Genomic DNA, 24451 nt, shown 5'->3' with positions numbered 1-24451 from the left:
GGATGGAACTCCAAAGAATTGCAGCGATTGACGACCAGCCTCGAAGCATCGAGATCATGTCAGATAGCATTACCAACTTTCTTGATGCGGAGCCGGTTTGCTACAAGGCGATGCCCGCCGATCAATATAAGATTGAGCAATGGGTGAAAGATGAGGACATTGACGGTGTTCTTATTGACTACAATCTAAAGAAGAGAAATTTCTCGACACAGAACGGAGCTGTAATCGCGGCCCACCTATTCCGAATGGGAAAGCCAACGGTATTAACAACTGCTGGTCGACTCTCCGGAGTAGCTGAGGCAATTTGGCTTGGCAGAGAGATACCAGCATTCGTAGACAAGAAGCAGCTAGATCTCATCGGGCCAGCATTCAATCGCGCTCAACAGGAAATTCAAGGAAAGATAAAGCCCGAAAGAAGGGCATACAGAACCGTGGTGCGCATAGAGAATGCAGATTCTAGGCACTGTAACCTAGTGATACTAGCCTATGACCCCCATGAAATCATCACCGTTACTACGGCCGACTTGCGACATCGGCTGGGCTCGGAACCGATCGAAGGCATGCGGTTCAAAGCTGAGGTGAACATAGGCGCAGAATCAATCGACGAACTTTTTATTTCGGAGATCAGCTTGTGAAATCTCAGCCGAACTGCTACTTGCTCGATGTCGGCCATGGGAATGCGACGCTGATTGAAGGTAGAAATGGAGCGGCGCTTGTCGATGCCGGAAAATCCAAGATCGCTCTTATAAATTTCCTAGAGTCAATGAAGATCCAAACTCTTGACGCGATCTTTATTTCGCACGCGGACGCAGATCATATCGGTGGGCTTCTGGCAGTTCTCTCAAAAGCGAATACCGATGCTGACTTCAAGATAGGCCACATATATGCCAATCCGGACTCGCGAGACAGCAAGGCCTGGGAAGATCTAACTGCACTCCTCCAAGATATGGAAGAGCGTAACCTTCTGCGTCTTACTCCGGACTTGGGCGCGGGGTCGCCAGAGAAGCCCCTAGACTTGGGTGGCTGCAGCGTAGAGCTTATTGCCCCAAGCAAGTACATGAGAATAAAGGCTGTCGGTGGAAAGTACAGAAGTAAGAAAATCCAAGACGCAAACTCACTAAGTGCTGTAATTCATGTAAAGCATGGAGATTCGGGATGGCTATTGCTACCAGGTGATCTAGATCATCTGGGTCTAACCGATGCTGTATGCCGCACAGCTTGGAAGACCGCTCCCGTCGTAGTTTTCCCTCATCATGGCGGGAGCGCCGGGACACCAGCTCAGACAAAAGAGCTCACGTCCGCGATAGTTCAGCACACCCAATCGACGTGGGTGCTGTTCTCCGGCAGAAGTCATAGCGAACTATTCCCTTCAGAACTGGTAATAGACACCCTTATGGGCCTCGCTCCGCAGCCCGTCATTATTAGCATCGGCGACTCGCCGGCTCTAAAGAGCAGGATTCTCCCACTGAAGGAATGCAAACATCTCAACGGCCAAGGAACACTGGAAGTTTCACCACCAGATTCCACGGGCACAGTCAGAATCACCCCCTACCCTCATGAGTTACCTGGAACTAAAATTCTCCATTGAGAAACTCCTGTTCGATTTTATAAAAACTGGCTATCGCAACCTCGCCATATCTCCATCCATAATATTTTCGTCAAAATGTGTACACCGCTCATCGTAAGCGATAGCCAGATCGAGCCCCTCCCAAGAACAAACAAATATTACCAAGAAGCAGGTCCGTGAAAAGACTACTGATTACCGATGTTGATAACACCCTTTTTGACTGGCAAAAACTCTGGTATGAAAGCTTTACCGCCATGAGCAAAGCCGCAATTGAAATATCTGGGATCGATGAGGAGACGTTCTATGCGGAGTGCAGGGCACTTCATCAAAAGCATGGGACCACGGAGTACGCGTTTGTTCTTACAGAGCTCCCGTCATTTAAGAGCAAGTATGGAAACCGCGTTATAGAGGCAATGCAACCAGCCATAAATAGCTTTCGCGAAGCCCGCCAAGAACACCTACACCTTTATCCAGGAGTTGATGAAACACTGATAAAACTAAAAGAATCAGGCGTAACAATTGCCGCCTTCACTGAGTCCAAGGCATTCTACACTAACTACAGATTCAGAAAACTCCACCTAGATGGGAAGATAGATTTCCTATATTCACCCGAAGATCACAGCCTTCCAAGAGACTCTAGCTTCATTCGAAAATATCCAGATGAGCACTATAATCTGAAGAAAACCGAGCACCGCTTTACGCCGACGGGCGAGCACAAACCGAATCCCCACATCCTTCTGAGTATAATTGAGGAACTGAATTTCGATAAACAGGAGGCAGTCTACGTCGGCGACAGCCTTCTCAAAGACGTGTGCATGGCTCAAGATGCCGGCGTTACAGATGTATTTGCCGCCTATGGAGCTGCACAGGATCGAACGGCGGAGTACGATTTACTCAAGACGGTTACTCATTGGACGCCAGACATGGTCGCCAGAGAACAAGCCAAGCTGAAGCCCGGCGCCGTGACTCCCACCTACACGCTTCCGGACGGCTTTTTCCAAATAGTTGAAATTCTGGAAAGGGAATAACATGGACGAACTAAACGCGAAGATCGAAATTTGGAAGAAGATCGTTGATGTCCAACAACACTTTAATGATCTCGAGCTTAGAATTCGGAATTTCGCACTCATTGTGACGGGCGCATTTCTCGGCCTTGGCGGGTACGCAATTAAGGATGGTGGGTCCACCCATCTTGGCGGAATGGATGTTTCCACTGCATCGATCATCATTGGTGCATCGCTAATTCCGCTTTGCGCATTCTACCTAATGGATCGCCTTTGGTATCACCGCCTTCTCGACGGCGCTGTCAGTGCCGGAGTAGAAGCCGAAAGACAGTTAAATTCCGACCATCAGCTCAAAGATGGCACGACGATGAGTGGAATATCGGTAAACCTTGGCCAGAGCATCAAAGAGAAAAGTCCATTCAGACTCTGGATATTTGGAGGAATGATCCACTCCCGCCACAAGATGGACGGATTCTATGGGCTACTTGGCGTGGCAATTATCGCACTAACCATAACCCTAGCCAGCGCCACAAGCTCGCCGAAGTCACGCGGCAACTCGCTTGACGACATGAGCCTCAGTGAGATAGTGGCCCAGTCAGCCATTATTGACCGCGCAGCGGCAAAAAAAATATGCGACTTGCGTGTCAAGCAGCTTCTTAATCGATCAGCGTCGTCACCCGGGTCGTTGGTGACCGACCCAGACACGGGAAACCAAGCAGTTCTTGTTTCGGGACAGTGGGAGCTAGTACCAAAATGCCGTTAGCGACATCAGCTCCCAGCCCCCCTCCTCGCATAAGTTTCGCTCTGCGCGGGGTGAGCCCGCGAGAGAACGAGCTCACTGACATGCATCCATTAGAGCGAGGGCGTATAACTCATTCCCACTCAATAGTCGCCGGCGGCTTCCCCGAGATGTCATAAACCACCCGCGACACCCCCCGCAACTCATTGATGATCCGGTTGCTCACCGTCCCCAGGAACTCATACGGCAGATGCGCCCAATGCGCCGTCATGAAGTCGATCGTCTCCACGGCGCGCAGTGCAATCACCCACTCATAAGCGCGCGCGTCACCTACCACGCCCACCGACTTCACCGGCAGGAACACGGCAAACGCCTGGCTGGTCTTGTCGTACAGGTCCGCCTTGCGCAGCTCATCAATGAAGATGGCATCGGCCTTGGCCAGCAGTTCGGCGTATTCCGGCTTCACCTCACCCAGAATGCGCACGCCCAGGCCCGGGCCCGGGAACGGATGGCGGTAGACCATGGTGCGCGGCAGGCCCAGTTCAACGCCCAGGCGGCGCACTTCGTCCTTGAACAGCTCGCGCAGCGGCTCCACCAGGCCCAGCTTCATGTGCTCCGGCAGGCCGCCCACGTTGTGGTGGCTCTTGATCACATGCGCCTTGCCGGTCTTGCTGCCGGCCGACTCGATCACGTCCGGGTAGATGGTGCCCTGCGCCAGCCACTTGGCGTTGCTCAGCTTGTTCGACTCTTCGTCGAAGATCTCAACGAACAGGTTGCCGATGATCTTGCGCTTGGCTTCCGGGTCGCTCACGCCTTCCAGCGCCTTGAAGTAACGGTCGGCGGCATTCACGCGCACGACCTTCACGCCCATGTGCTCGGCGAACATCGCCATTACCTGGTCGCCTTCCTGCCAGCGCAGCAGGCCGGTATCCACGAACACGCAGGTCAGCTTTTCGCCGATGGCCTTGTGCAGCAGCGCAGCCACCACGGACGAATCGACGCCGCCGGACAGGCCCAGGATCACTTCGTCATCGCCCACCTGTTCGCGCACGCGGGCGATCTGGTCGTCGATGATGTTGGCGGCGGTCCACAGGGTCTGGCAGCCGCACACGTCCACCACGAAGCGGCGCAGCAGCGTCTGGCCCTGCAGGGTGTGGGTCACCTCCGGGTGGAACTGCACGCCGTACCAGCGCTTTTCTTCGTTGGCCATGGCGGCCACCGGAATGCGGTCGGTGGTGGCGGTGATGGTGAAGCCCGGCGGCGCAACGGAGACGTGGTCGCCGTGGCTCATCCAGACATTCAGCTTCGGCTCGCCGCCGTGGTCGCTCAGGCCCTTGAACAGTGCATCCGGGTTGATGACGTTCACTTCGGCGTGGCCGAACTCGCGCTGGTCAGCGGCTTCGGTGGCACCGCCCAGCTGGGCAGCCAGGGTCTGCATGCCGTAGCAGATGCCGAAGATCGGCAGGCCACTGTCGAACACTTCCTGCGGTGCAGCCGGGGCACCCGGCAGCGTGGTCGATTCCGGTCCACCGGACAGGATGATGCCCTTGGCGCCGAAGCCGGCGATCTCGGCCGGGTTGTGGTCCCACGCCCAGATTTCGCAGTAGACACCCAGTTCGCGGATGCGGCGGGCAATCAGCTGCGTGTACTGCGCGCCGAAATCGAGGATGAGGATCTTGTCGTTATGGATGTTGGTCATGGTGCCGTTCCAGTGGTGTTTTTCGCAGCGCCCGGCGCTTCAAGGCTCTGTGTCAGCGTGGCGATGAACGCCTCGCGTTGTTGAATATGTGAGGGGTCTTCCTCGTCCCAGCGCAGCATCAGCAGGCCGTGCGGTGCGGTGGGGTTGGAGCGGTCAGCGCGCGGCAGCTCGGCGATTTCCTGCACTTCGGTGCCGGGCACGATGCGCCGTTGAAAGGCGTGCATCGGGTAACCGGAATCAACGGCGTTGCCCCAGAACGCGGACTGCACGCTCATCCGTTTCGGCTCCAGCGGCCCCAGCTCGGCGGTGACCACAGGATCTTCAAGCCTGTCACCCAGATCGGTAACGCACCGCAGGATGACCTGCAGCGGGCGCTCGCCGGTGCCTTTCAGCAGCCAGCGCTGCTCGCCCGCGGCCTGCACCTGCCAGCCCTTCGGCAGCGAGAACGTGTTCTGGCACGCCTGCACGTGCTGCAATTGCGAAACCGCCGCGCCCGGAGACCCGGAGCGCGGCGGCGGTTCGGACAACGAACAGCCTGCCATCAGCAGGCTGCCCGTAATCGCAAGAGCAGTTCGCAAGCGCATCAGGCGCGGTAGTTCGGCGGCTCTTTGGTGATGGTCACGTCGTGGACGTGGCTCTCACGCTGGCCGGCGCCGCTGATCTTCACGAACTTGGGCTTGCTGCGCATCTCGTCGATGGTGGCGCAGCCCACGTAGCCCATGGTGGCGCGCAGGCCGCCCATCAGCTGATGGATGATGCCGCCCACCGGGCCGCGGTACGGCACGCGGCCTTCGATGCCTTCCGGCACCAGCTTGTCGGCGGTGGCGGCGTCCTGGAAGTAGCGGTCCTTGGACCCCTTCTCCATCGCAGCCAGCGAGCCCATGCCGCGGTAGCTCTTGTACGAACGGCCCTGGTACAGCTCGGTCTCGCCCGGCGATTCCTCGGTACCGGCCAGCAGGCCACCGACCATGATGGTCGAGGCACCGGCGGCCAGCGCCTTGCCGATGTCGCCCGAGTAGCGGATGCCACCGTCGGCGATCAGCGGGATGCGGTCCTGCAGCGCTTCGGCCACCAGATCGATGGCGGTGACCTGCGGCACGCCGACGCCGGCGACGACGCGGGTGGTGCAGATCGAGCCCGGGCCGATGCCGACCTTGACCGCGTCGGCGCCGCTGTCCAGCAGCGCCAGTGCGGCTTCGCCGGTACAGATGTTGCCGCCGATGACCTGCACGTTCGGGAAGTTCTTCTTGACCCAGCTGACGCGGTCCAGCACGCCCTGCGAGTGGCCATGCGCGGTATCGACCACGATCACGTCCACGCCGGCAGCGACCAGCGCTTCCACGCGGCGATCGGTATCGCCACCCACGCCGACGGCGGCACCGACCAGCAGGCGGGTCGACAGATCCTTGGCGGCGTTCGGGAAGTCGGTGTTCTTCTGGATGTCCTTGACGGTGATCAGGCCACGCAGTTCGAACGAGTCGTTGACCACCAGCACCTTTTCGATGCGGTTGCGGTGCAGCAGCTGCAGCACTTCATCAGACGCGGCGCCTTCCTTGACCGTGATCAGGCGATCCTTCTTGGTCATGATGTGGCGGACCGGATCGTCCAGCTCGGTCTCGAAGCGCATGTCGCGGTGGGTCACGATGCCGGCCAGCAGGCCGTCGCTGCCCACCACCGGCACGCCGGAGATGTTGTGCGCCTGGGTCAGGGCCAGCACGTCACGGATGGTGGTTTCCGGGCCGACGGTGATCGGGTCGCGGATGACACCGGCCTCGAACTTCTTCACCTTGGCCACTTCCGCGGCCTGCTGTTCCAGGCTGAGATTCTTGTGGATGATGCCCATGCCGCCGAGCTGGGCCATGGCGATGGCCAGGCGGGCTTCGGTGACGGTGTCCATCGCGGCGGACAGGATCGGAAGCTTGAGCTTCAGGTCTCGGGTCAACCGCGTTTCGAGGTTGACGTCCTTGGGCAGGATGGTCGAGTGGGCGGGGACGAGCGAGACGTCGTCGTAAGTGAGTGCTTCAGCCTGGATGCGCAGCATCGGCATACCCGAGATGTGGGGAAGCGCGACATTTTACCTTGTTTTCGCGCCGCGTGGCAGGGGGTGGATGCGACGCAGTGTCGCGCGGGCGGCGGTCCATTCAGGGGGCCGGCCACCGCTTTGGTGGGTGCCAACCTTGGTTGGCACAAACAGGGAGAGGCCTTCACCCCATCTGGGGTCCAGGCACCGGACGAAGCGTGCCAACCAAGGTTGGCACCCACACAGGCAGGCCGACGACGGTTGGCACCTACCAACAGCCGCTCGCTGCGATCAGCTCAGCGCTTCCGCCGCTTCCAGGGTGTTCTGCATCAACGTGGCCACGGTCATCGGGCCGACACCGCCCGGCACCGGGGTGATCCAGCTCGCCCGCTGCGCCGCCGCGTCGAAGCCGACGTCGCCCACCAGCCGACCATCGTCCAGACGGTTGATGCCAACGTCGATCACCACCGCGCCCGGCTTCACCCACTCGCCCGGCACGATGCCCGGGCGGCCCACCGCCACCACCAGGATGTCGGCGTTGCGCACGGCCTGTTCCAGCACGTCCTTCGGGGTGAACTTGTGGCAGCTGGTGACGGTGCAGCCGGCAATCAGCAGTTCCAGGCCCATCGGGCGGCCAACGTGGTTGCTGACACCGACGATGGTGGCGTTGCGGCCGCGCACCGGCTGGTCGGTGTGGCCCAGCAGCGTGGTGATGCCGCGCGGGGTGCACGGGCGCAGGCCGAACTCGCGCAGGGCCAGATGGCCGACGTTTTCCGGGTGGAAGCCATCGACGTCCTTGCGCGGGTCGATGCGCTGGATCAGCCGGCGTGCATCGGGGATACCCGGCAGCGGCAGCTGGATCAGGATGCCGTTGATCTTCGGATCGGCATTGAGCTGGTCGATCAGGTCCAGCAGCTCGGCCTCGGTGGTGCCGGCCGGCAGGTCGTAATCGTGCGCTTCGATGCCGACCTTCTCGGCGGCACGGCGCTTGTTGCGCACGTACACGGTCGAGGCCGGGTCGCCGCCCACCAGCACCACGGCCAGCCCCGGACGGCTGCCACCGGCCGCGATGCGGGCGTCGACACGCACCTTCAGGCTGTCGAGCAGGTCTTCAGCGATGCGGCGGCCATCGAGAATGCGGGCAGGATGCGGGGCGGCGGAATCGTTCATCGAATGCGGGGGCGGCGGCGGTGGGGAGGCTATTGTCCCCGATTCAGGCCCCCTCGCCCACCGCTGCAAGACCTCTGGCCAATGCTTCAGTCCCGGGAAAACCCTGCCTTAACTCGATTCTGTCGGACTTGCAAAGGGGCAATCTACGGGGTATGTTTAATACACTGTCTTAGGTGCGAGTTGAGTGGCCCACCCGGATGGCGGTCCCGGCGAAGCCGGGACCGCCATCCGGGTGGGCCATTAAACTCTTTCCAATTTTGATCTTTCTCAGGCCACTGGCGAGCGAAATTTCGATGAACGCCAAATTTCACAAGTCTGTCGACGCGTCCCCCAGCCTGAAGGCTCTGGACGATGCTCGCCGTGCACGTGAAGTTGCCAGCTACAAGAACGATCCTTCCCGTCCCATGCCCGTCGTTTTCAAGGTCAGGGAGAATGGCGGCAGGATCGCGTGGCCGCATAAGTTCCGGTGATTGATCCGGAGTTGCCGACCGAGGCACTTCTCATACCGCCAACCCCGGCATTACTTGTGGGCGGACAGGCTCTTGCACTCTGGGTGAATGCATTGGATGTTCCGCTGCCGACGGCGTTGGCAGGCGGTGTAACCGTAGACGTGGATTTCCTCGGATCTGCCACTGACGCCCGAGAGCATCACGCATTCCTCGAGATCGCCACTGCGGAAAAAAGGATGCGGACCGAAATCCATTTCCCGCAGCCGTTCGAGAACACACCCAACAGTGCGAAGATCACCATCTTCCGCGCATCGGGGATTGCTGCGGAGATTGACTACCTCAGCCACATCATCGGCTATGTAGGGAAGGACGAAGATCGATTGAAGGATAGAGCGATCGAGATCACCGATCTCTACTTCTCGGGATCGTCACTACACGTGATGCATCCCTTCGATTGCCTACGCAGCCGTCTCTGCAACATCCACAGCCTTCCAAGCAAGCGCAATACCATTCATGTGGCGCAAGCCCGCCTGGCATTGGAGGTCATGAGGGCGTTCATCCTCAAACTGACGGAAGAAGAGTCCGACACGAGAGCGCAGATGTATCCGCTTCTTGAGGAAATCATCTCCTTGGCCTCCAGCCGCGTCGGCGTCGACACCTTCCATCATTTCGGAATCGACGTTCTGTCGTGCCTACCAGTCGATCAGCTGCCGGAGCCCTTCGTTAACAGGCGACTCCCCCTGGCCCAGGACTACATACACCGCCGTCGCTTTGGAAAGAAGGGCGGGAAAAGGGTGCCAAAACGCTGAGCCTGCAGCGAGAGTGAAGGCAAGAACAGAGGTAGTCTCCTTTCCGTTACCTTAGTTGCCGGCCAGCGGCCGGCACTATCAGCGACTCATTCTTCCTCTTCGGGCACGTCCTGCGGGTTCAAGGTCTTGCTTGCCCGCTTCGGCGCGGTGAACGGGGTCGGCGTCGGTACGCCCTGGCCGGAGTTGCCAAACACCATCTTGGCGCCGGCGTTCAGGCCGCCACCGGCGATTTCCAGCTCGAAACGCTCGGCGTCGCGGCGACGGATCTGCTCGGCGATCTCGATCGCGTCGTCCTCGTCGGCGCCCAGCTCGATCAGGGCGGCCTGACCGAACAGCACGGCCGATTCAAAGGTCTCGCGGATCTGGAAATCGACGCCGGCATGGATCAGCCGCAGTGAATGCTCGCGGTCGAACGAGCGCACCATCAGCTTGGCCTGCGGGAATTCGTGCGCGACCAGCTCGACGATGCGGTCGGCGGCGTCGGCCTTGTCCACGCACACCGCGATCGCGCGCGCGGTCGCCGCGCCGGAAGCATGCAGCACGTCCAGGCGGGTGCCGTCGCCGTAATAGATCTTGAAGCCGAACCGCGCCGCGCTCTGGATCATCTCCACATCGTTGTCGATGATGGTCACGTCCACGTCGCGCGCCAGCAGCGACTGGCTGGCCACCTGGCCGAAGCGGCCGAAGCCGATCAGCAGCACGCTGCCGGACAGGCCGTCGGCCTCGTCCACGCCCTCCAGGTTCACCGTCGGCTTCGGCGCCACGCGCTTGTAGACCAGCACCACCAGCGGGGTCAGCGCCATCGACAGCACCACCACGGCGGTGAAGTTGGCATTGATGTCCACGTCGATCACGCCAGCGGCCGCCGCTGCGGAGAACAGCACGAAGGCGAACTCGCCGCCCTGCGCCATCAGCACGCCACGGTCCAGCGCCTGCGCGTGGTCACTGCCCATCAGACGCGCAACGACATAGATGCACAGTGCCTTGGCCGCCATCAGCGCCAGCACCAGGCCTGCGATCAGCTGCCAGTGCGAGGCCACCACGCCCAGGTCCAGCGCCATGCCGACGCTGAGGAAGAACAGGCCGAGCAGGATGCCGCGGAACGGTTCGATATCGGCTTCAATCTGGTGGCGGAAGGTCGATTCGCTCAGCAGCACGCCGGCCAGGAACGCGCCCATCGCCATCGACAGGCCGGACAGCTGCATCAGCAGTGCCGCGCCCAGCACCACCAGCAACGCGGCGGCGGTCATCACCTCGCGTGCCTTCGATTCGGCCAGCAGGCGGAACAGCGGGTTGAGCAGGAAGCGGCCGACCAGCACCAGGCCGACGATGGCACCGACACCGATCGCCACCGACAGCCAGCGCGAGCCCTCGCCATCGGCGCTGCCCGCGCTGGGCGCCATCCACGCCACCAGGGCCAGCAGCGGCACGATCAGCAGGTCTTCGAACAGCAGGATGGAGACGATCTTCTGCCCCGAAGGCAGCGCGATATCACCGCGCTCGGCCAGCAGCTGCATCACCACGGCGGTGGACGTCAGCACGAAGCCGGTGGCACCGATGAAGGCCACCTGCCACGGGAAGCCGAACAGCTTGGCGATGCTGGTCAGCACCAGCGCGCAGGTGACGATCTGCAGCGTGCCCAGCCCGAAGATTTCCTTGCGCAGGCTCCACAGGTGCGAGGGCCGCATCTCCAGGCCGATCACGAACAGGAACATCACCACGCCGAGTTCGGCGGTATGCAGGATGGCCTGCGGATCGGAGAACCAGCCCAGCCCGAACGGTCCGATCGCCAGGCCGGCGGCGAAGTAGCCCAGCACCGACCCCAGGCCCAGCCGCCGGAACAAGGGCACCATCACCACCGCCGCGCCCAGCAGGGCAACCACCTTGACCAGCTCGCTGGTCGCTGCTTCTACCGCCATGCGGTGCTTTCCCCGGAATCCAGAATCGCTCACCACGATAGAGCAATGTGGATGACGGCAATAGCACGCATGTTGCGCCGGATTGTCTTGGAGGTGGAACGATGCCGGCAGCCACCCCTTAGATCATTCTGAAACGATCAACGGTGCCGGGCCATGCCCGGCGGATGTGCCTGCGCGCCCCGCTGCGCTCGCCGGGCATGGCCCGGCGCTACCGGAATCACCCGCCTTGGCAGAAGGCGGCGTAATCGATATAGCCCGGGAACGGCACGCCCGGCCCGCAGACCGGGCATTGCGGGTCCGGGCCGATGCCGGTTTCGCGGAAGCGCATGCCCAGTGCATCGAAACGCAGCAGACGCCCCACCAGGGGCTCGCCGATGCCCAGCAGCAGTTTCAACACCTCGGTGGCCTGCAGCACGCCGGCCAACCCTGGCAGCACGCCCAGCACGCCGGCCTCGGAACAGTTCGGCGCGAACTCTGGCGGCGGCGGCTCCGGGAACAGGCAGCGGTAGCAGGGCGCGACGCCGCGCTGGCGGCCGGCGTCGAACACGCTCACCTGGCCGTCGAAGCGCTCGATTGCCGCATACACCAGCGGCAGCCGGTGCTTGATGCAGGCATCGTTGAGCAGATAGCGCAGCGGGAAGTTGTCCGAGCCATCCAGCACCACGTCCACCCCGTCCAGCAGCGCGTCGACGTTGTCGGAGGTGACCCGCTGCGGCACGGCTTCAATGTCGATCGCGGGATTCAGCGCCAGCAGGCGCTCGCGTGTGGAGTCGACCTTGAGCTGGCCGACACTGGCTTCGGTATGCACGATCTGGCGGTGCAGGTTGCTGCGTTCGACCCGGTCGTGGTCGGCGAAGCGCAGGTGCCCGACCCCGGCGGCGGCCAGGTAGAAGCCGGCCGGTGCGCCCAGCCCGCCCGCGCCCAGCACCAGCACACGCGACTGCTGCAGGCGACGCTGGCCCGCCTCGCCGATCTGCGGCAGAAGCAGGTGGCGCGAGTAGCGATCGAAGAAATCGCGGTCGGCAGCGCTGGCCACGGGCTGCACCAGCGGCAGCGCCTGCTCGCGCCAGGCCACGGTGCCCCCGGCGACCGACGCCACGTTTGCGTAGCCGGCATCGAGCAGGGCCTGCGCGGCGTCGGCCGAACGCTTGCCGGTCTGGCAGATCAGCAGGATTTCCTGTTCCGGGCGTGGCAGGTGCGCGGCCGGGTCGGCCTGCAGTTCCGCCCTGGCCACACCGCGGGCGCCTTCGGCCATGCCACCGGCGCGCTCGTGCGCCTCCCGCACGTCGATCAGCACGGCGCCATGGGCCAGGCGGTCATGCGCCTGCGCGGGGGAAAGCTCTCGGATGCTCATGGCGCCATTATCGCGCAGGCCCTGCCCGCCGAGCGTCCCAGGGGTCAGATCCCTGTTCCGAAGGAAAAGGGATCTGACCCCATTCCCCGTCAAACGAAAAAGGCGGCCCTGCGGCCGCCTTTCCGGTTACTTGCCCTTGACGTGTTTCATCAAGCGCCGCTTGGCCTTGATCTGCCGTTCGGTCAGCACGTTCTTCTTGCCCTCGTACGGGTTGGCACCTTCGCGGAACAGGAACACCACCGGCGTGCCGATCAGCTTGAAGCGCTTGCGGAAGAAGTTCTCCAAGTAGCGCTTGTACGACTCCTGCAGCTCCTTCAGGCGCGTGCCATGCACGATGAAGGTGGGCGGGTTGGCCCCGGCCGGGTGCACGTAACGCAGCTTGGAGACGTGGCCGCGGATGGTCGGCGGCGGGTTGGTCTCGTAGGCCACTTCCAGCGCCTTGTTCACTTCGCTGGTGGTGAACGTCTTGTTCGCCGATTCGTGGGCGCGGTGCACCGCACGGAACAGCTCACGCAGGCCCGAGCCATGCTTGGCCGAGATGCGTACCGATTCCGCCCACGGCACGAAGCCCAGCTTCAGCGACAGCATGGTTTCGGCCTGCTCGCGCTGGTACTCGGTCAGGCCATCCCACTTGTTGATGGCGATCACCAGGGCGCGGCCGGCGTCGAGTACGGCCCCCAGCACGGTGGCGTCCTGGTCGGTCACGCCTTCGGTGGCGTCCAGCATGAGCACGGCCACCTGGCACTGCTCGATGGACTGCATGGTCTTGACCACCGAGAACTTCTCGACCACCTCGTCCACCCGCGAGCGGCGACGCAGGCCGGCGGTGTCGATCAGGCGATATTCGCGGCCATCGCGTTCCAGGTCCACCGCGATCGAATCGCGGGTGGTGCCGGGCACGTCGGAGGCGATCATGCGCTCCTCGCCGAGGATGCGGTTGACCAGGGTCGACTTGCCCACGTTGGGGCGGCCGACAAAGGCGATGCGCACACGGTTCGGATCGTTGTCCAGCTCTTCGCCACTGCCCTCTTCCGGCAGACGCTGGATCACTTCATCGAGCAGATCGTCCAGGCCCTGACGATGCGCGGCCGAAACCGTCAGCATCTCGCTGAAACCGTAGCGCGCGAATTCCGAGCGCACGGCCATCTCGTCGGTGCCGTCGATCTTGTTGATGAGCAGCAGGGTCGGACGCGACAGCTTGCGCAGCCACGACAGGATCTCGTCATCCAGCGCCGACGTGCCCTCGCGGGCATCGACGACGAACAGGATCAGGTCGGCTTCGGCGGCAGCGGCCCGGGCCTGACGCGTGGTAGCGCCCGCCAGGCCCTCGTCTTCCCCGGCGATACCGCCGGTGTCCACGACGAGGAAATGATTGTCCTCGTCGAGGCGGCAGACGCCGTAGTTGCGATCACGGGTGACGCCGGGCTGGTCATGGACCAGGGCGTCACGGGTGCGGGTCAACGCATTGAAAATGGTCGACTTGCCGACATTCGGCCGTCCAACCAGGGCGACCAAAGGCAGCATCGCGATTACTCCGTATTAATTTGCCAACCGGAAGGCGGTCAGCTTGCCATCCACGTTCTGCACCAGCAGCACCCCGTCGACGACGATCGGCTGGGCCAGCAGAGCTTCACCGCCGCTCTTGGCCCGCGCCGCCATCGCGCCATCGGACGTCTGCAGCCAGTGCACGTATCCCTTGTAGTCGCCGACCACCACGTAGTCGCCGTGCAGTGCCGGGCCGGTCAGCAGGCGCCGGGCGAGCCCGGTCTGCGACCACATCGCCGCGCCACTGGCCTTGTCCAGGCCAAACACGCCACCCTTGTTGTCGGTGACGAACACATTGCCCGACGAGACCGCCACGCCACCGGCACCGCCGTGGTCGCGCGCCCACAGCGGGCGACCGGTCGGGCCTTCGATGGCCATCGTCTGGTTCTTGAAGCTGCTCACGAACAGCGTGTTGCCATCGAGCACCGGCGCACCGTCGATGTCGGCCATGCGCTCCAGCTCGGTGCGCCCTTCAGCGCTGCCCACGTTCTGTTCCCACAGGGTGCGGCCATCCTGCATGGCCAGCGCGGCGATGGCGCCGTCATCCCTGCCGATGAACAGCACGCCCGGACCGGTCACCACCGGCGCATTGCCACGCACGGTCAGCGCCGGCAGTTCGCTCGGGTTGAACCAGCGCTGGGTGCCGTTGCCCACGTCGAAGGCGGTGATGCGGCCGTCGTTGCTGCGCACGAACACCATGCCCTGGGCCACCGCCGGCGCGGCGATCACTTCGCCGGGCACGCGGGCGCGCCACTTCTCGCTGCCGTCATTGATGTCCAGCGCGATGACCTGGCCGTCGAGCGTGCCGATCACGACGAGGTTCTCGCCAACACCCGGGCCACCGGACAGGCGCAGCTTGTCCTTCTTCTTTTCCTTCTTCGGCTCCCAGGTCCAGACCTTCTTGCCGGTCTGCAGGTCGATGGCGTGCACGCCACCGGTGATCGCCGCAGCGAACACGTGACCGTTGGCCACCGCCGGGCCCTGGCGCACGCCGATGCGACGCTCACCCTTGCCCAGATTGACCGACCAGGCCTTGTTGACCTTCAGGGTCGGCTCGAACTTGACCAGTTCGGCCGGCTCCTGCGCCTTCTTCGCTTCCGCGTCCTTGCCGGCGAACCAGCCCTTCATGGTGCTGCAGCCGGACAGCGCCACGCCGAGCAGCAGCACGGTGGCGACGCGGGTGATCATGACCTTCTGACTCATCAAACCGACTCCGCAGGGGCGGCGACGGTGCCGCCGGCGTCCATAACCTTGGTTTCCAGCAGGCGCCGCTGCGGCGCCGCCACGTCCAGCGTCTTCAACGCCTTCTCGTACTGTTCGCGGGCGGCATCGCGCTTGCCCTGGGCCATCAGCGCATCGCCGTGGATCTCCAGGCTGCCGCTGTCGGTGGCGCTGCCCAGCAGGGAGATGGCCTCGTCGGCCTTGCCGGTAGCGACCAGCAGGCGGGCCACGCGCTGGTCGACCACGCGCTGCAGGTCACCTTCGACCTTCACGCTGCGCAGCGTCGCCAGGGCTTCTTCATTCTTGCCGGCGTCGACCTGGGCCTTGGCCAGCTGCAGCGCCGCGAGGTCGCCGTAGATGCTGGAGGGACCGGCTTCGAGCGCCTTCACCGCCTTGGCGGCGTCGTCGAGCTTGTTCTGCTGCAGACCCACCAGTGCCTTCTGGTATTCGACATTGGCCGAGGCCAGCTTGCCGCCCTGCTGCGTCTGCCACCACTGCCAGCCGGCGATGGCGCCGATGGCGATGGCCACGCCACCGATGATGCTGGCGCCATTCTTCCGCAGCCAGCTGCGGACGCGTTCACTTTGTTCGTGCTCGTCGAGCAGATCGTCGATCGCCATGCGTACTCTCGCCCCGCCCATCGGGAGGGACCATTGGGATTATCGAAGGTGGTGAAACCGCGCCTCAGTGCGAAACCGGGACCACGGAGCCTTCAGAGGATACCTGAAAGCGTGCCACGTTGGCTCGCTGGTAGGGCGCCAGATCGACGATAGCGCCGTTCTGCTGAACCTGGACCGCCGAGGCGTTGCCCAGAGTGACCCGGGTCACCTGGCCCGGGGTGAAGCTGCGGCTCTCGCCGGACCGGATCAGCGCCTTCTCGACGGTGCTGCCATCGGGGCCGCCGATGTCGACCCAGCTGTCTCCGTTGAACTGCATCTCCAGCGTGGTGCCGGCACCCGCCGCAGTGGCGGCCGGACGCGGGACCGGCGCCAGCGAGGCGACGTACGGGGTCGCGGCCGGCTTGGCGGTGGACGCCACCGAGGTCTCCGTCGATGCCACCGGCTCGGCGCCGTCGGCGGCGGGGGTGACCGGCACGGTCGCCGGGATCACGTCCAGCGAGGCGGTGTTCGGCGACGGCGTGCCGCCATCGAAATGGCCGCGCGTGGCGAACCACACCGGCACGGCCAGCACCGCGGTGATGCCGACATACAGCGCGCGCCGGCCGAGGTTCTCGGCGATCCGGCGCGCACGCGGGGTATGGGTATGGCTGACCAGGGTCGGCGGGACCACCGGGCCCACCTGGGCCTGCTCCAGCAGTTCGCTCACATCCACATTCAGCAGGCGCGCATAGCTGCGCAGCTGGCCGCGGACGAACACCGGCGCACCGAGCTTCTGCCACTGTTCTTCTTCCAGCGACCTGACTACCTGGACCGGCATGCGCAGCCGCTGTCCGACGTCGTCAAGGGTCAGTCCGGCCGCCTCGCGGGCCTGGCGAAGGCGGGTGCCACAGCCGGCCGCAGTCTCGAGAGCGCTCACAGTCTGGTCATCAATCACAATGCATCAACCCTGGAGTTAGGAGCCCGCATCCTGCGGAAATTCCTGTCGAATCCGCTGCAGATAGCGATCGGATGCTGCGTGATCGCCCAGCCGCGCCTCGATTTGAGACGCAAGTTGTAACACGGAACGTGTTGCGGGTGCAGCCGAAATCCTGCGCTCGGCGAAGGCCCGGGCCTCCATGTAGCGGCCCTGGCGGAAGCTCAGCTGGGCCATCGCCTCCAGGGCGACCGGGTTGGCCGGAGCCACCGCGAGTGCGGCACGCAGGTCGCGCTCGGCCCGTTCGGGCTGCCCCGCGTCAAGCGCACAGCCCCCCGCGTTGGCCTGCGCCTCGGCCGGCGTGGCATAGCCCGGCGCCTGCAGCGCACGATCGAACCACACCAGCGACTCGGCCGCCTGCCCCTGCTGGCACAGCCAGGCGCCATAGTTGTTGAGTACGTCACCGCGCTGCGGGGCCAGCTCTGCGGCCCTGCGGAAGCCCTCGCCCGCCTGCCGGGTGCGGCCGCGGCGGTCATCGATGCCGGCCAGCAGGACCAGTGCGTCAGGCTCGTCGGGCTGCAGCTTCAGCACCTGGCGGGCCTTGCTCTCGGCACCGTCCAGATTGCCCAGCTGCATGTCGCGCGAGGCCAGCACCAGCAGGTCGTTCACGCGCACCTGGCGACGCACGCCGTCCGGGTCACGCACCGAATAGACCGGCGCTTCGCTGGGACCGAGCCGGCCCTTGGGCGTGGAGGAGCAGGCACCGACCGCCATGGCCAGCACGCCCGCAAGCAGCGCCAGCCGGAAGCGGTCAGGCGGCCGCATCGCTCCCCTTCCCCGCCTGCAGCGTCTTGTTGAACTCCGCCTGGCGGCGGGTGCGGTCCATCACCTGGCCCTTGAGCTGGCCACAGGCGGCGTCGATGTCGTCGCCGCGCGTGCGGCGGACCATCGTCAGCACGTTGCTGTCGAGCAGGATCTTCTGGAACGCGCGGATGTCGGCTTCCTCGGAACGCTCGTAACGGGTGCCCGGGAACGGATTGAACGGGATCAGGTTGACCTTGCCCGAGTCCTTGGCCTGCACCGCGTTGTCGAACTGGCGCATCAGCCGGGCCAGCTGCCGGGCATGCTCGGGCTGGTCGTTGATGCCCTTCATCAGGGTGTATTCGAAGGTCACCGACTCGCGACGCTTGTTGGCGCGCAGGTAGCGCGCGCACGAGGCCATCAGCTCGGCGATCGGGTACTTCTTGTTGAGCGGCACCAGCGTCTCGCGCAGCTCGTCGTTCGGTGCGTGCAGCGACACCGCCAGGGAGACATCACTCTCGCTGGACAGGCGGTCGATCTGCGGCACCAGGCCGGACGTGGACAGTGTCACGCGCTTGTTCGCCAGGCCGTAGCCCAGATCGTCGCGCATCACGCTCATGGCACGCACGACGTTGTCGAAATTCATCAGCGGCTCGCCCATGCCCATCATCACCACGTTGGTGAGACGGCGCATCTGGTGCGGCACGTTGCCCAGGTGGCGCGCAGCCACCCACACCTGGCCGATGATCTCGGCGGTGGTCAGGTTGCGGTTGAAGCCCTGGGTGGCGGTGGAGCAGAACGTGCAGTTCAGCCCGCAGCCGACCTGCGAGGACACGCACAGCGTGCCGCGGGTCTTGTCCGGGATGTACACGGTCTCGATGGCGTTCTTGCCATCCACGCCCATCGCCAGCAGCCACTTGTGGGTGCCGTCGGCGGAGGGCTTGTCGAACACGATGTTGGGAACGACGACCTCGGCATGATCCTGCAGCTTGGCGCGCAGGACCTTGCCGAGATCGGTCATCTCATCGAAGTCGGTGACGTAGCGGTGGTGGATCCACTTCATCACCTGGTGGGCACGGAACTTCTTCTCGCCGAGAACCTCGACGAAAAACGTCTCCAGGCCCGCGCGATCGAGGTCGAGCAGGTTCTGCTTGCCGGCCGTGGGTGCCGACTTCGGCAGCGGCTGGATGGCGGGTGTCTGTACGACCTCGTTCACGGCATCACTCTCAGCGCGAGACGACTTCGGTCGCGGCGAAGAAGTAGGCGATTTCGATCGCGGCATTCTCGACCGAGTCCGAGCCGTGGGCGGCATTGGCATCGATGGATTCAGCGAAGTCGGCGCGGATGGTGCCCGGCGCGGCTTCCTTCGGATTGGTGGCGCCCAGCAGGTCGCGGTGGGCCAGCACGGCGTTCTCGCCTTCCAGGGCCTGGATCATCACCGGGCCGGAGATCATGAACTCGACCAGAGCGTTGAAGAACGGACGCTCGCGGTGCACGGCGTAGAAGCCTTCGGCTTCACGGCGCGACAGCTGCTTGTACTTGGCGGCGACGACCTTCAGGCCGGCCTTTTCAAAGCGGGCGTAGATTTCGCCGATGACGTTCTTGGCAACGGCGTCCGGCTTGATGATCGAAAGGGTGCGCTCCAGCGCCATGGGATGTCTCCAATGGAATCGGGCCGCTGATGGCCCGAAGGGTACATGAAAAAAACCCGCGTCGGAACGCGGGCTTAGCCTGATAAACGTAGGCGAATTGTAAGAGATCCCATTAAGTAGTGCCAGCCCATGGCTGGCAGGCCTCATGCCGGCCGGGGTCAGGCCCCCGCAGGGGCCCTGACCCCATCCCCCAGCCCGACAGGGGTCGGAGCCCCTTCGGGGATCCGGCCCCGCACCCGGGGGTGAATGCCCTCTGACTGGCCCGGCAGTTTTGCTGCACTGCAAAATGCCATACGCTGCCGTCTGGTTCTAGTATCAAACAATCGTTTGATTAAGGTCCGCCTGCCCGATGGCCAAGCCCGCCCACTTCTCGACCAAGGACCGGATCCTCGGTGCCGCGGAGGAGCTGTTCGCCCTGCACGGCTTTGCCGGCACGTCGCTGCGCCAGGTCACCAGCCAGGCCGACGTCAACATCGCCGCCGTCAACTACCACTTCGGTTCCAAGGAAAACCTGGTCAACGAGGTGTTCCGCCGTCGCATGGACGAGATGACCGGCGCCCGCATGGCCCAGCTCGAACGCGCCCGCAGCGAACACCCTGGTGAACTGCGCCCGGTGCTGGCCGCCTTCGTGGAGCCGGCGCTGGCGCTGGCCCAGGACCGCCAGAGCGGCGGCGCCTTCGTCCGCGTGATCGCCCGCGCCTACGCCGAGAAAAACGACAACCTGCGCAAGTTCCTGTCCGACCACTACGGCCACGTGCTGCGCGCGTTCGGCAAGGCCATCGCCGAGTGCGTGCCCGACCTGAGCAAGGAAGAGCTGTACTGGCGGCTGGATTTCCTGGCCGGCTCGCTCACCTACGCCATGGCCGATTTCGGGCTGATCAAGCGTCCCGCCGGTGTCACCGAAGCGGCGCATCGTGCCCAGGCAGCCCACGAGCTCATCCATTTCGCCGAAGCCGGGTTCCGCGCCGCCGCACGCAGCGGCAGCGCCCTGCCCGCCTCCGCCTGATTCCACCCAGTAACTGCTGACCAACAAAGGCCCTTACACCATGTCCAATTCCCTGCTAGTCCGCCGCGCCGCCGTGCTGGGTGCCGGCGTCATGGGTGCCCAGATCGCCGCCCACCTCACCAACGCCGGCGTCGACACCGTGCTGTTCGACCTGCCCGCCAAGGAAGGTCCGGCCGATGGCATCGTGCTGAAGGCAATCGCCAACCTGGGCAAGCTCAGCCCGGCGCCGCTGGCCAGCAAGTCGCTGACCGAAGCGATCACCCCGGCCAACTACGAGTCGGGGCTGGAGCAGCTGAAGGACTGCGACCTGATCATCGAGGCCATTGCCGAGCGCATGGACTGGAAGCAGGACCTCTACAAGAAGATCGCTCCGTTCGTGGCCGATCACGCCGTGCTGGCGTCCAACACGTCCGGCCTGGGCATCAACAAGCTGGCCGACGTGCTGCCGGAACAGCTGCGCCACCGCTTCTGCGGCGTGCACTTCTTCAATCCGCCGCGCTACATGCACCTGGCCGAGCTGATCCCGGCCTCGACCACCGATGCCGCCGTGCTGGAAGGCCTGGAAGAGTTCCTGGTCACCACGCTGGGCAAGGGCGTGGTCTACGCCAAGGACACCCCGAACTTCATCGGCAACCGCATCGGCGTGTTCTCGATCCTCTCGACCATCCACCACACCCAGCAGTTCGGCCTGGGCTTCGATGAAGTCGATGGCCTGACCGGGCCGCTGGTCGGGCGCCCGAAGTCGGCGACCTACCGCACCTCCGACGTGGTCGGCCTGGACACCATGGCGCACGTGATCAAGACGATGGGCGACACCCTGCCGAACGACCCGTGGCATGAATTCTTCAAGTCGCCCAAGTGGCTGGACGCGCTGATTTCCAAGGGCGCACTGGGCCAGAAGACCGGAGCCGGCATCTTCCGCAAGGTCGGCAAGGACATCGTCGTGCTCGATCTGGAAAAGCAGGACTACCGTCCGGCCGACCGCAGCGCCGCACCGGAGGTGGTCGAGATCCTGAAGATCAGGAACCCGGCCGAGAAGTTCGCCAAGCTGCGCGAGAGCCAGCATCCGCAGGCACAGTTCCTGTGGGCGACCTTCCGCGATCTGTTCCACTACAGCGCCTACCACCTGGCCGACATCGCCGAGACCGCGCGCGACGTCGATCTCGCGATCCGCTGGGGCTACGGCTGGTCGCTGGGCCCGTTCGAGACCTGGCAGGCCGCGGGCTGGAAGCAGGTCGCGCAGTGGATCGCCGATGACATCGTCGCCGGCAAGAGCATGAGCAACGCCCCGCTGCCGGACTGGGTCTTCGATGGCCGCGACGGCGTGCACGCCGCCGAGGGCAGCTACAGCCCGTCGCGCAACGCCAAGCTGCCGCGCTCGTCGCTGCCGGTGTACCAGCGCCAGCGCTTCCCGGATCCGCTGCTGGGCGAAACGTTCGCGCCGGGCGAGACCGTGTTCGAGAACGATGGCCTGCGCATGTGGCACGACGGCGACGGTATCGCCGTGGTCAGCTTCAAGACCAAGATGAACACCGTCTCCGACCAGGTGCTCGATGGCCTGCAGGAATGCGTCTCGCGCGCCGAGAAGGACTTCCAGGGCCTGGTGATCTGGCAGCAGAAGGAACCGTTCTCCGCCGGTGCCGATCTGGCCGGCGCCCTGGGCCTGCTGCAGGCCGGCAAGGTCGACCAGTTCGAGCAGATGGTCGCCAACTTCCAGCGCACCAGCCAGCGCATCAAGTACTCGCTGGTGCCGGTGGTGGCTGCCGTGCGCGGCCTGGCCCTGGGCGGTGGCTGCGAGTTCCAGATGCACAGCGCCAAGACCGTGGCCTTCCTGGAAAGCTATATCGGCCTGGTGGAAGCCGGCGTCGGCCTGCTGCCGGCCGGTGGCGGCCTGAAGGAACTGGCCGTGCGCGCCTCGCAGGCGGCCGGCCCGGGCGGCGACGTGTTTGCCGAACTGAAGAAGACCTTCGAGACCGTGGCCATGGCCAAGGTGTCCAACTCGGCGGTCAATGCCAAGGAGCTGGGTCTGCTGCGCAGCACCGACAAGGTGGTGTTCAACAGCTATGAGGCGCTGTACATCGCCAAGGCCGAAGCCCGCGCGTTGGCCGAAGCCGGCTACCGTCCGCCGCTGCCGGCACGCCGCATCCAGGTGGCCGGCGACGTCGGCATCGCCACCTTCAAGATGATGCTGGTCAACATGCTGGAAGGTCGCTTCATCAGCCCGTACGACTACGAGATTGCAGAGCGCATCGCCACCGTGCTGTGCGGCGGCAAGGTCGATCGCGGCACCCTGGTCGATGAAGAGTGGCTGCTGACCCTGGAGCGCAAGCACTTCGTCGAACTGGCCCAGCAGGAAAAGACCCAGGCCCGCATCGCGCACATGCTCAAGACCGGCAAGCCGCTGCGCAACTGATTGATGGCGGGTGCCGGCCCCCGGGCCGGCATCACCTGCTGTGGCAGTCGAGCATGGCTCGACTCTACAAAACCTATTCGAGAGATCACTGCAATGACCAAGCAAATCCAGGACGCCTACATCGTCGCCGCCACCCGTACCCCGGTGGGCAAGGCGCCCAAGGGCATGTTCCGCAATACCCGCCCCGACGACATGCTTGCCCACGTGCTGCGCAGCGTTGTCGCGCAGGCGCCGGGCGTGGACGTCAACCGCATCGATGATGCGATCATCGGCTGCGCGATGCCGGAAGCCGAGCAGGGCATGAACGTGGCGCGCATCGGCGTGCTGCTGGCCGGCCTGCCGAACACCATCGCGGCGCAGACCGTCAATCGCTTCTGCTCCTCCGGCCTGCAGGCCGTTGCGCAGGCCGCCGATGCGATCCGCCTGGGCAACGCCGACCTGATGCTGGCCGGCGGCACCGAGTCGATGTCGATGGTGCCGATGATGGGCAACAAGATCGCGATGGCACCGAGCGTGTTCGACAACGACCATGTGGCCATCGCCTACGGCATGGGCATCACCGCCGAGAAGGTGGCCGAAGAGTGGAAGGTCTCGCGCGAAGAGCAGGATGCCTTCGCCCTGGCCTCGCACCAGAAGGCGATGGCTGCGATCCAGAAGGGCGAGTTCAAGGACGAGATCAGCCCGTACGAGATCGTCTCGCACCTGCCGGACCTGGCCGATGGCCAGCGCATCATTACCCGCAACAAGGTTGCCGATACCGACGAAGGCCCGCGCCCGGATTCCTCGGCCGAAGGCCTGGCCAAGCTGCGCCCGGTATTCCGCAATGGCCAGTTCGGTGGCACCGTCACTGCCGGCAACTCGTCGCAGATGAGCGACGGCGCCGGTGCCGTGCTGCTGGCGTCGGAACAGGCGATCAAGGACTACGGCCTGACCCCGCTGGCGCGCTTCGTCAGCTTCTCGGTGGCCGGCGTGCGCCCGGAAGTGATGGGCATCGGCCCGATCGCCGCGATCCCGAAGGCACTCAAGCAGGCTGGCCTGAACCAGGATCAGCTGGACTGGATCGAGCTCAATGAAGCCTTCGCCGCGCAGTCGCTGGCGGTGATCCGTGACTGCGGCCTGGACCCGGACAAGGTGAACCCGCTGGGTGGTGCGATCGCCCTGGGCCACCCGCTGGGTGCCACCGGTGCGATCCGTACCGCGACCCTGCTGCACGGCCTGCGTCGTCGCCAGCAGAAGTACGGCATGGTGACTATGTGCATCGGCACCGGCATGGGCGCGGCGGGTATTTTCGAGGCGCTGTAAGGTTCAAAGCGTTGCCGGCTGATTGCTGATGGTGGGGCGCGGGTGGGTGAGGCTGCCCGGGACACGCCGCAAGTACATCCCTGTAGGCTTGGCAGCGGCATCCATGCCGCTGACAGTCCCGGTCAGCCTCACCCACCCGCGCCATCCAGCATTCCGCGCGGCGGAGGGATGAGCAGGAGCTGGGGTCAGATCCCTTTGCTCCGCAAAGGGATCTGACCCCAACAAGCAAAAAGGCAGCCGATGGCTGC

General features: G+C 64.0%; 21 protein-coding genes. 8 read left to right on the top strand and 13 right to left on the bottom strand.

Annotated features, from left to right (window positions below; translation table 11 throughout):
• The first annotated feature begins 2 nt into the window (after window positions 1-2).
• The 4 genes from ACX9OW_RS03330 to ACX9OW_RS03315 all read left to right on the top strand — a co-directional run bounded on the left by ACX9OW_RS03330 (window position 3) and on the right by ACX9OW_RS03315 (window position 3334).
• Window positions 3-635 carry a hypothetical protein gene (locus ACX9OW_RS03330; protein WP_459061921.1) on the top strand — a complete coding sequence of 211 codons (633 nt, stop codon included), beginning with the start codon at window positions 3-5 and terminating at the stop codon, window positions 633-635.
• 20 nt (window positions 636-655) lie between these two features.
• A complete protein-coding gene (locus ACX9OW_RS03325; protein WP_459061920.1) occupies window positions 656-1588 on the top strand; it encodes a ComEC/Rec2 family competence protein in 933 nt (310 codons plus the stop codon).
• Between the two features lie 155 nt (window positions 1589-1743).
• On the top strand, window positions 1744-2595 hold the full coding sequence (locus tag ACX9OW_RS03320; protein WP_459061919.1) for an HAD family hydrolase: 852 nt from the start codon (window positions 1744-1746) through the stop codon (window positions 2593-2595).
• A 1-nt stretch (window position 2596) separates the two neighbouring features.
• On the top strand, window positions 2597-3334 hold the full coding sequence (locus tag ACX9OW_RS03315) for a hypothetical protein (protein WP_459061918.1): 738 nt from the start codon (window positions 2597-2599) through the stop codon (window positions 3332-3334).
• Window positions 3335-3443: 109 nt separating this feature from the next.
• Here the strand turns inward: ACX9OW_RS03315 and guaA are convergent, their stop codons facing one another.
• The 4 genes from guaA to folD form a co-directional block, all read right to left on the bottom strand.
• Window positions 3444-5009, bottom strand: coding sequence for a glutamine-hydrolyzing GMP synthase (guaA, locus tag ACX9OW_RS03310; protein WP_049483147.1), 1566 nt, complete (start codon window positions 5007-5009; stop codon window positions 3444-3446).
• Window positions 5006-5485 carry a hypothetical protein gene (locus ACX9OW_RS03305; protein WP_346475716.1) on the bottom strand — a complete coding sequence of 160 codons (480 nt, stop codon included), beginning with the start codon at window positions 5483-5485 and terminating at the stop codon, window positions 5006-5008. The genes guaA and ACX9OW_RS03305 overlap by 4 nt, the downstream gene beginning before the upstream one ends.
• 107 nt (window positions 5486-5592) lie before the next feature.
• On the bottom strand, window positions 5593-7050 hold the full coding sequence (gene guaB / locus ACX9OW_RS03300) for an IMP dehydrogenase (RefSeq protein WP_014036909.1): 1458 nt from the start codon (window positions 7048-7050) through the stop codon (window positions 5593-5595).
• A gap of 270 nt (window positions 7051-7320) precedes the next feature.
• Entirely contained in the window at window positions 7321-8199 is an 879-nt protein-coding gene (folD, locus tag ACX9OW_RS03295; RefSeq protein ID WP_065181342.1) for a bifunctional methylenetetrahydrofolate dehydrogenase/methenyltetrahydrofolate cyclohydrolase FolD, read from the bottom strand.
• Between the two features lie 466 nt (window positions 8200-8665).
• Between folD and ACX9OW_RS03290 the strand changes: the two genes are divergently transcribed.
• A complete protein-coding gene (locus ACX9OW_RS03290; protein ID WP_459061917.1) occupies window positions 8666-9457 on the top strand; it encodes a hypothetical protein in 792 nt (263 codons plus the stop codon).
• An 86-nt stretch (window positions 9458-9543) separates the two neighbouring features.
• Here ACX9OW_RS03290 and ACX9OW_RS03285 read toward each other — a convergent pair whose 3' ends face one another.
• The 9 genes from ACX9OW_RS03285 to ndk form a co-directional block, all read right to left on the bottom strand.
• Window positions 9544-11376 carry a monovalent cation:proton antiporter-2 (CPA2) family protein gene (locus ACX9OW_RS03285; protein ID WP_053517608.1) on the bottom strand — a complete coding sequence of 611 codons (1833 nt, stop codon included), beginning with the start codon at window positions 11374-11376 and terminating at the stop codon, window positions 9544-9546.
• A gap of 217 nt (window positions 11377-11593) precedes the next feature.
• Window positions 11594-12730, bottom strand: coding sequence for a molybdopterin-synthase adenylyltransferase MoeB (moeB, locus tag ACX9OW_RS03280; RefSeq protein WP_459061916.1), 1137 nt, complete (start codon window positions 12728-12730; stop codon window positions 11594-11596).
• 126 nt (window positions 12731-12856) lie between these two features.
• Complete coding sequence (gene der, locus ACX9OW_RS03275) at window positions 12857-14254, bottom strand: ribosome biogenesis GTPase Der (RefSeq protein ID WP_053520183.1); 1398 nt, start codon at window positions 14252-14254, stop codon at window positions 12857-12859.
• 15 nt (window positions 14255-14269) lie between these two features.
• Complete coding sequence (bamB, locus tag ACX9OW_RS03270; RefSeq protein ID WP_053520184.1) at window positions 14270-15478, bottom strand: outer membrane protein assembly factor BamB; 1209 nt, start codon at window positions 15476-15478, stop codon at window positions 14270-14272.
• Window positions 15478-16116 carry a YfgM family protein gene (locus ACX9OW_RS03265; RefSeq protein ID WP_053520185.1) on the bottom strand — a complete coding sequence of 213 codons (639 nt, stop codon included), beginning with the start codon at window positions 16114-16116 and terminating at the stop codon, window positions 15478-15480. Before ACX9OW_RS03265 ends, bamB begins: the two co-directional genes overlap by 1 nt.
• Before the next feature lie 64 nt (window positions 16117-16180).
• Complete coding sequence (locus ACX9OW_RS03260) at window positions 16181-17050, bottom strand: RodZ domain-containing protein (protein ID WP_459061915.1); 870 nt, start codon at window positions 17048-17050, stop codon at window positions 16181-16183.
• 18 nt (window positions 17051-17068) lie between these two features.
• Window positions 17069-17854: a type IV pilus biogenesis/stability protein PilW gene (gene pilW / locus ACX9OW_RS03255; protein ID WP_065181337.1), complete on the bottom strand. Its 786-nt coding sequence runs from the start codon at window positions 17852-17854 to the stop codon at window positions 17069-17071.
• Window positions 17841-19046 carry a dual-specificity RNA methyltransferase RlmN gene (gene rlmN, locus ACX9OW_RS03250; RefSeq protein ID WP_053520188.1) on the bottom strand — a complete coding sequence of 402 codons (1206 nt, stop codon included), beginning with the start codon at window positions 19044-19046 and terminating at the stop codon, window positions 17841-17843. The genes pilW and rlmN overlap by 14 nt, the downstream gene beginning before the upstream one ends.
• Before the next feature lie 10 nt (window positions 19047-19056).
• Window positions 19057-19482 carry a nucleoside-diphosphate kinase gene (gene ndk, locus ACX9OW_RS03245; protein ID WP_005409295.1) on the bottom strand — a complete coding sequence of 142 codons (426 nt, stop codon included), beginning with the start codon at window positions 19480-19482 and terminating at the stop codon, window positions 19057-19059.
• 349 nt (window positions 19483-19831) lie between these two features.
• Between ndk and ACX9OW_RS03240 the strand changes: the two genes are divergently transcribed.
• The 3 genes from ACX9OW_RS03240 (at window position 19832) to ACX9OW_RS03230 (ending at window position 24203) form a co-directional block, all read left to right on the top strand.
• Window positions 19832-20488 carry a TetR/AcrR family transcriptional regulator gene (locus ACX9OW_RS03240; RefSeq protein WP_065175050.1) on the top strand — a complete coding sequence of 219 codons (657 nt, stop codon included), beginning with the start codon at window positions 19832-19834 and terminating at the stop codon, window positions 20486-20488.
• 40 nt (window positions 20489-20528) lie between these two features.
• Entirely contained in the window at window positions 20529-22901 is a 2373-nt protein-coding gene (locus tag ACX9OW_RS03235; RefSeq protein ID WP_459061914.1) for a 3-hydroxyacyl-CoA dehydrogenase/enoyl-CoA hydratase family protein, read from the top strand.
• A 93-nt stretch (window positions 22902-22994) separates the two neighbouring features.
• Complete coding sequence (locus ACX9OW_RS03230; RefSeq protein ID WP_053520191.1) at window positions 22995-24203, top strand: acetyl-CoA C-acyltransferase; 1209 nt, start codon at window positions 22995-22997, stop codon at window positions 24201-24203.
• Window positions 24204-24451 lie beyond the last annotated feature (248 nt).

This window comes from Stenotrophomonas genospecies 5 (genome assembly GCF_054473825.1).
Note: the sequence above shows the minus strand (reverse complement) of the source record. Positions and strands in the feature narration are given on the sequence as shown.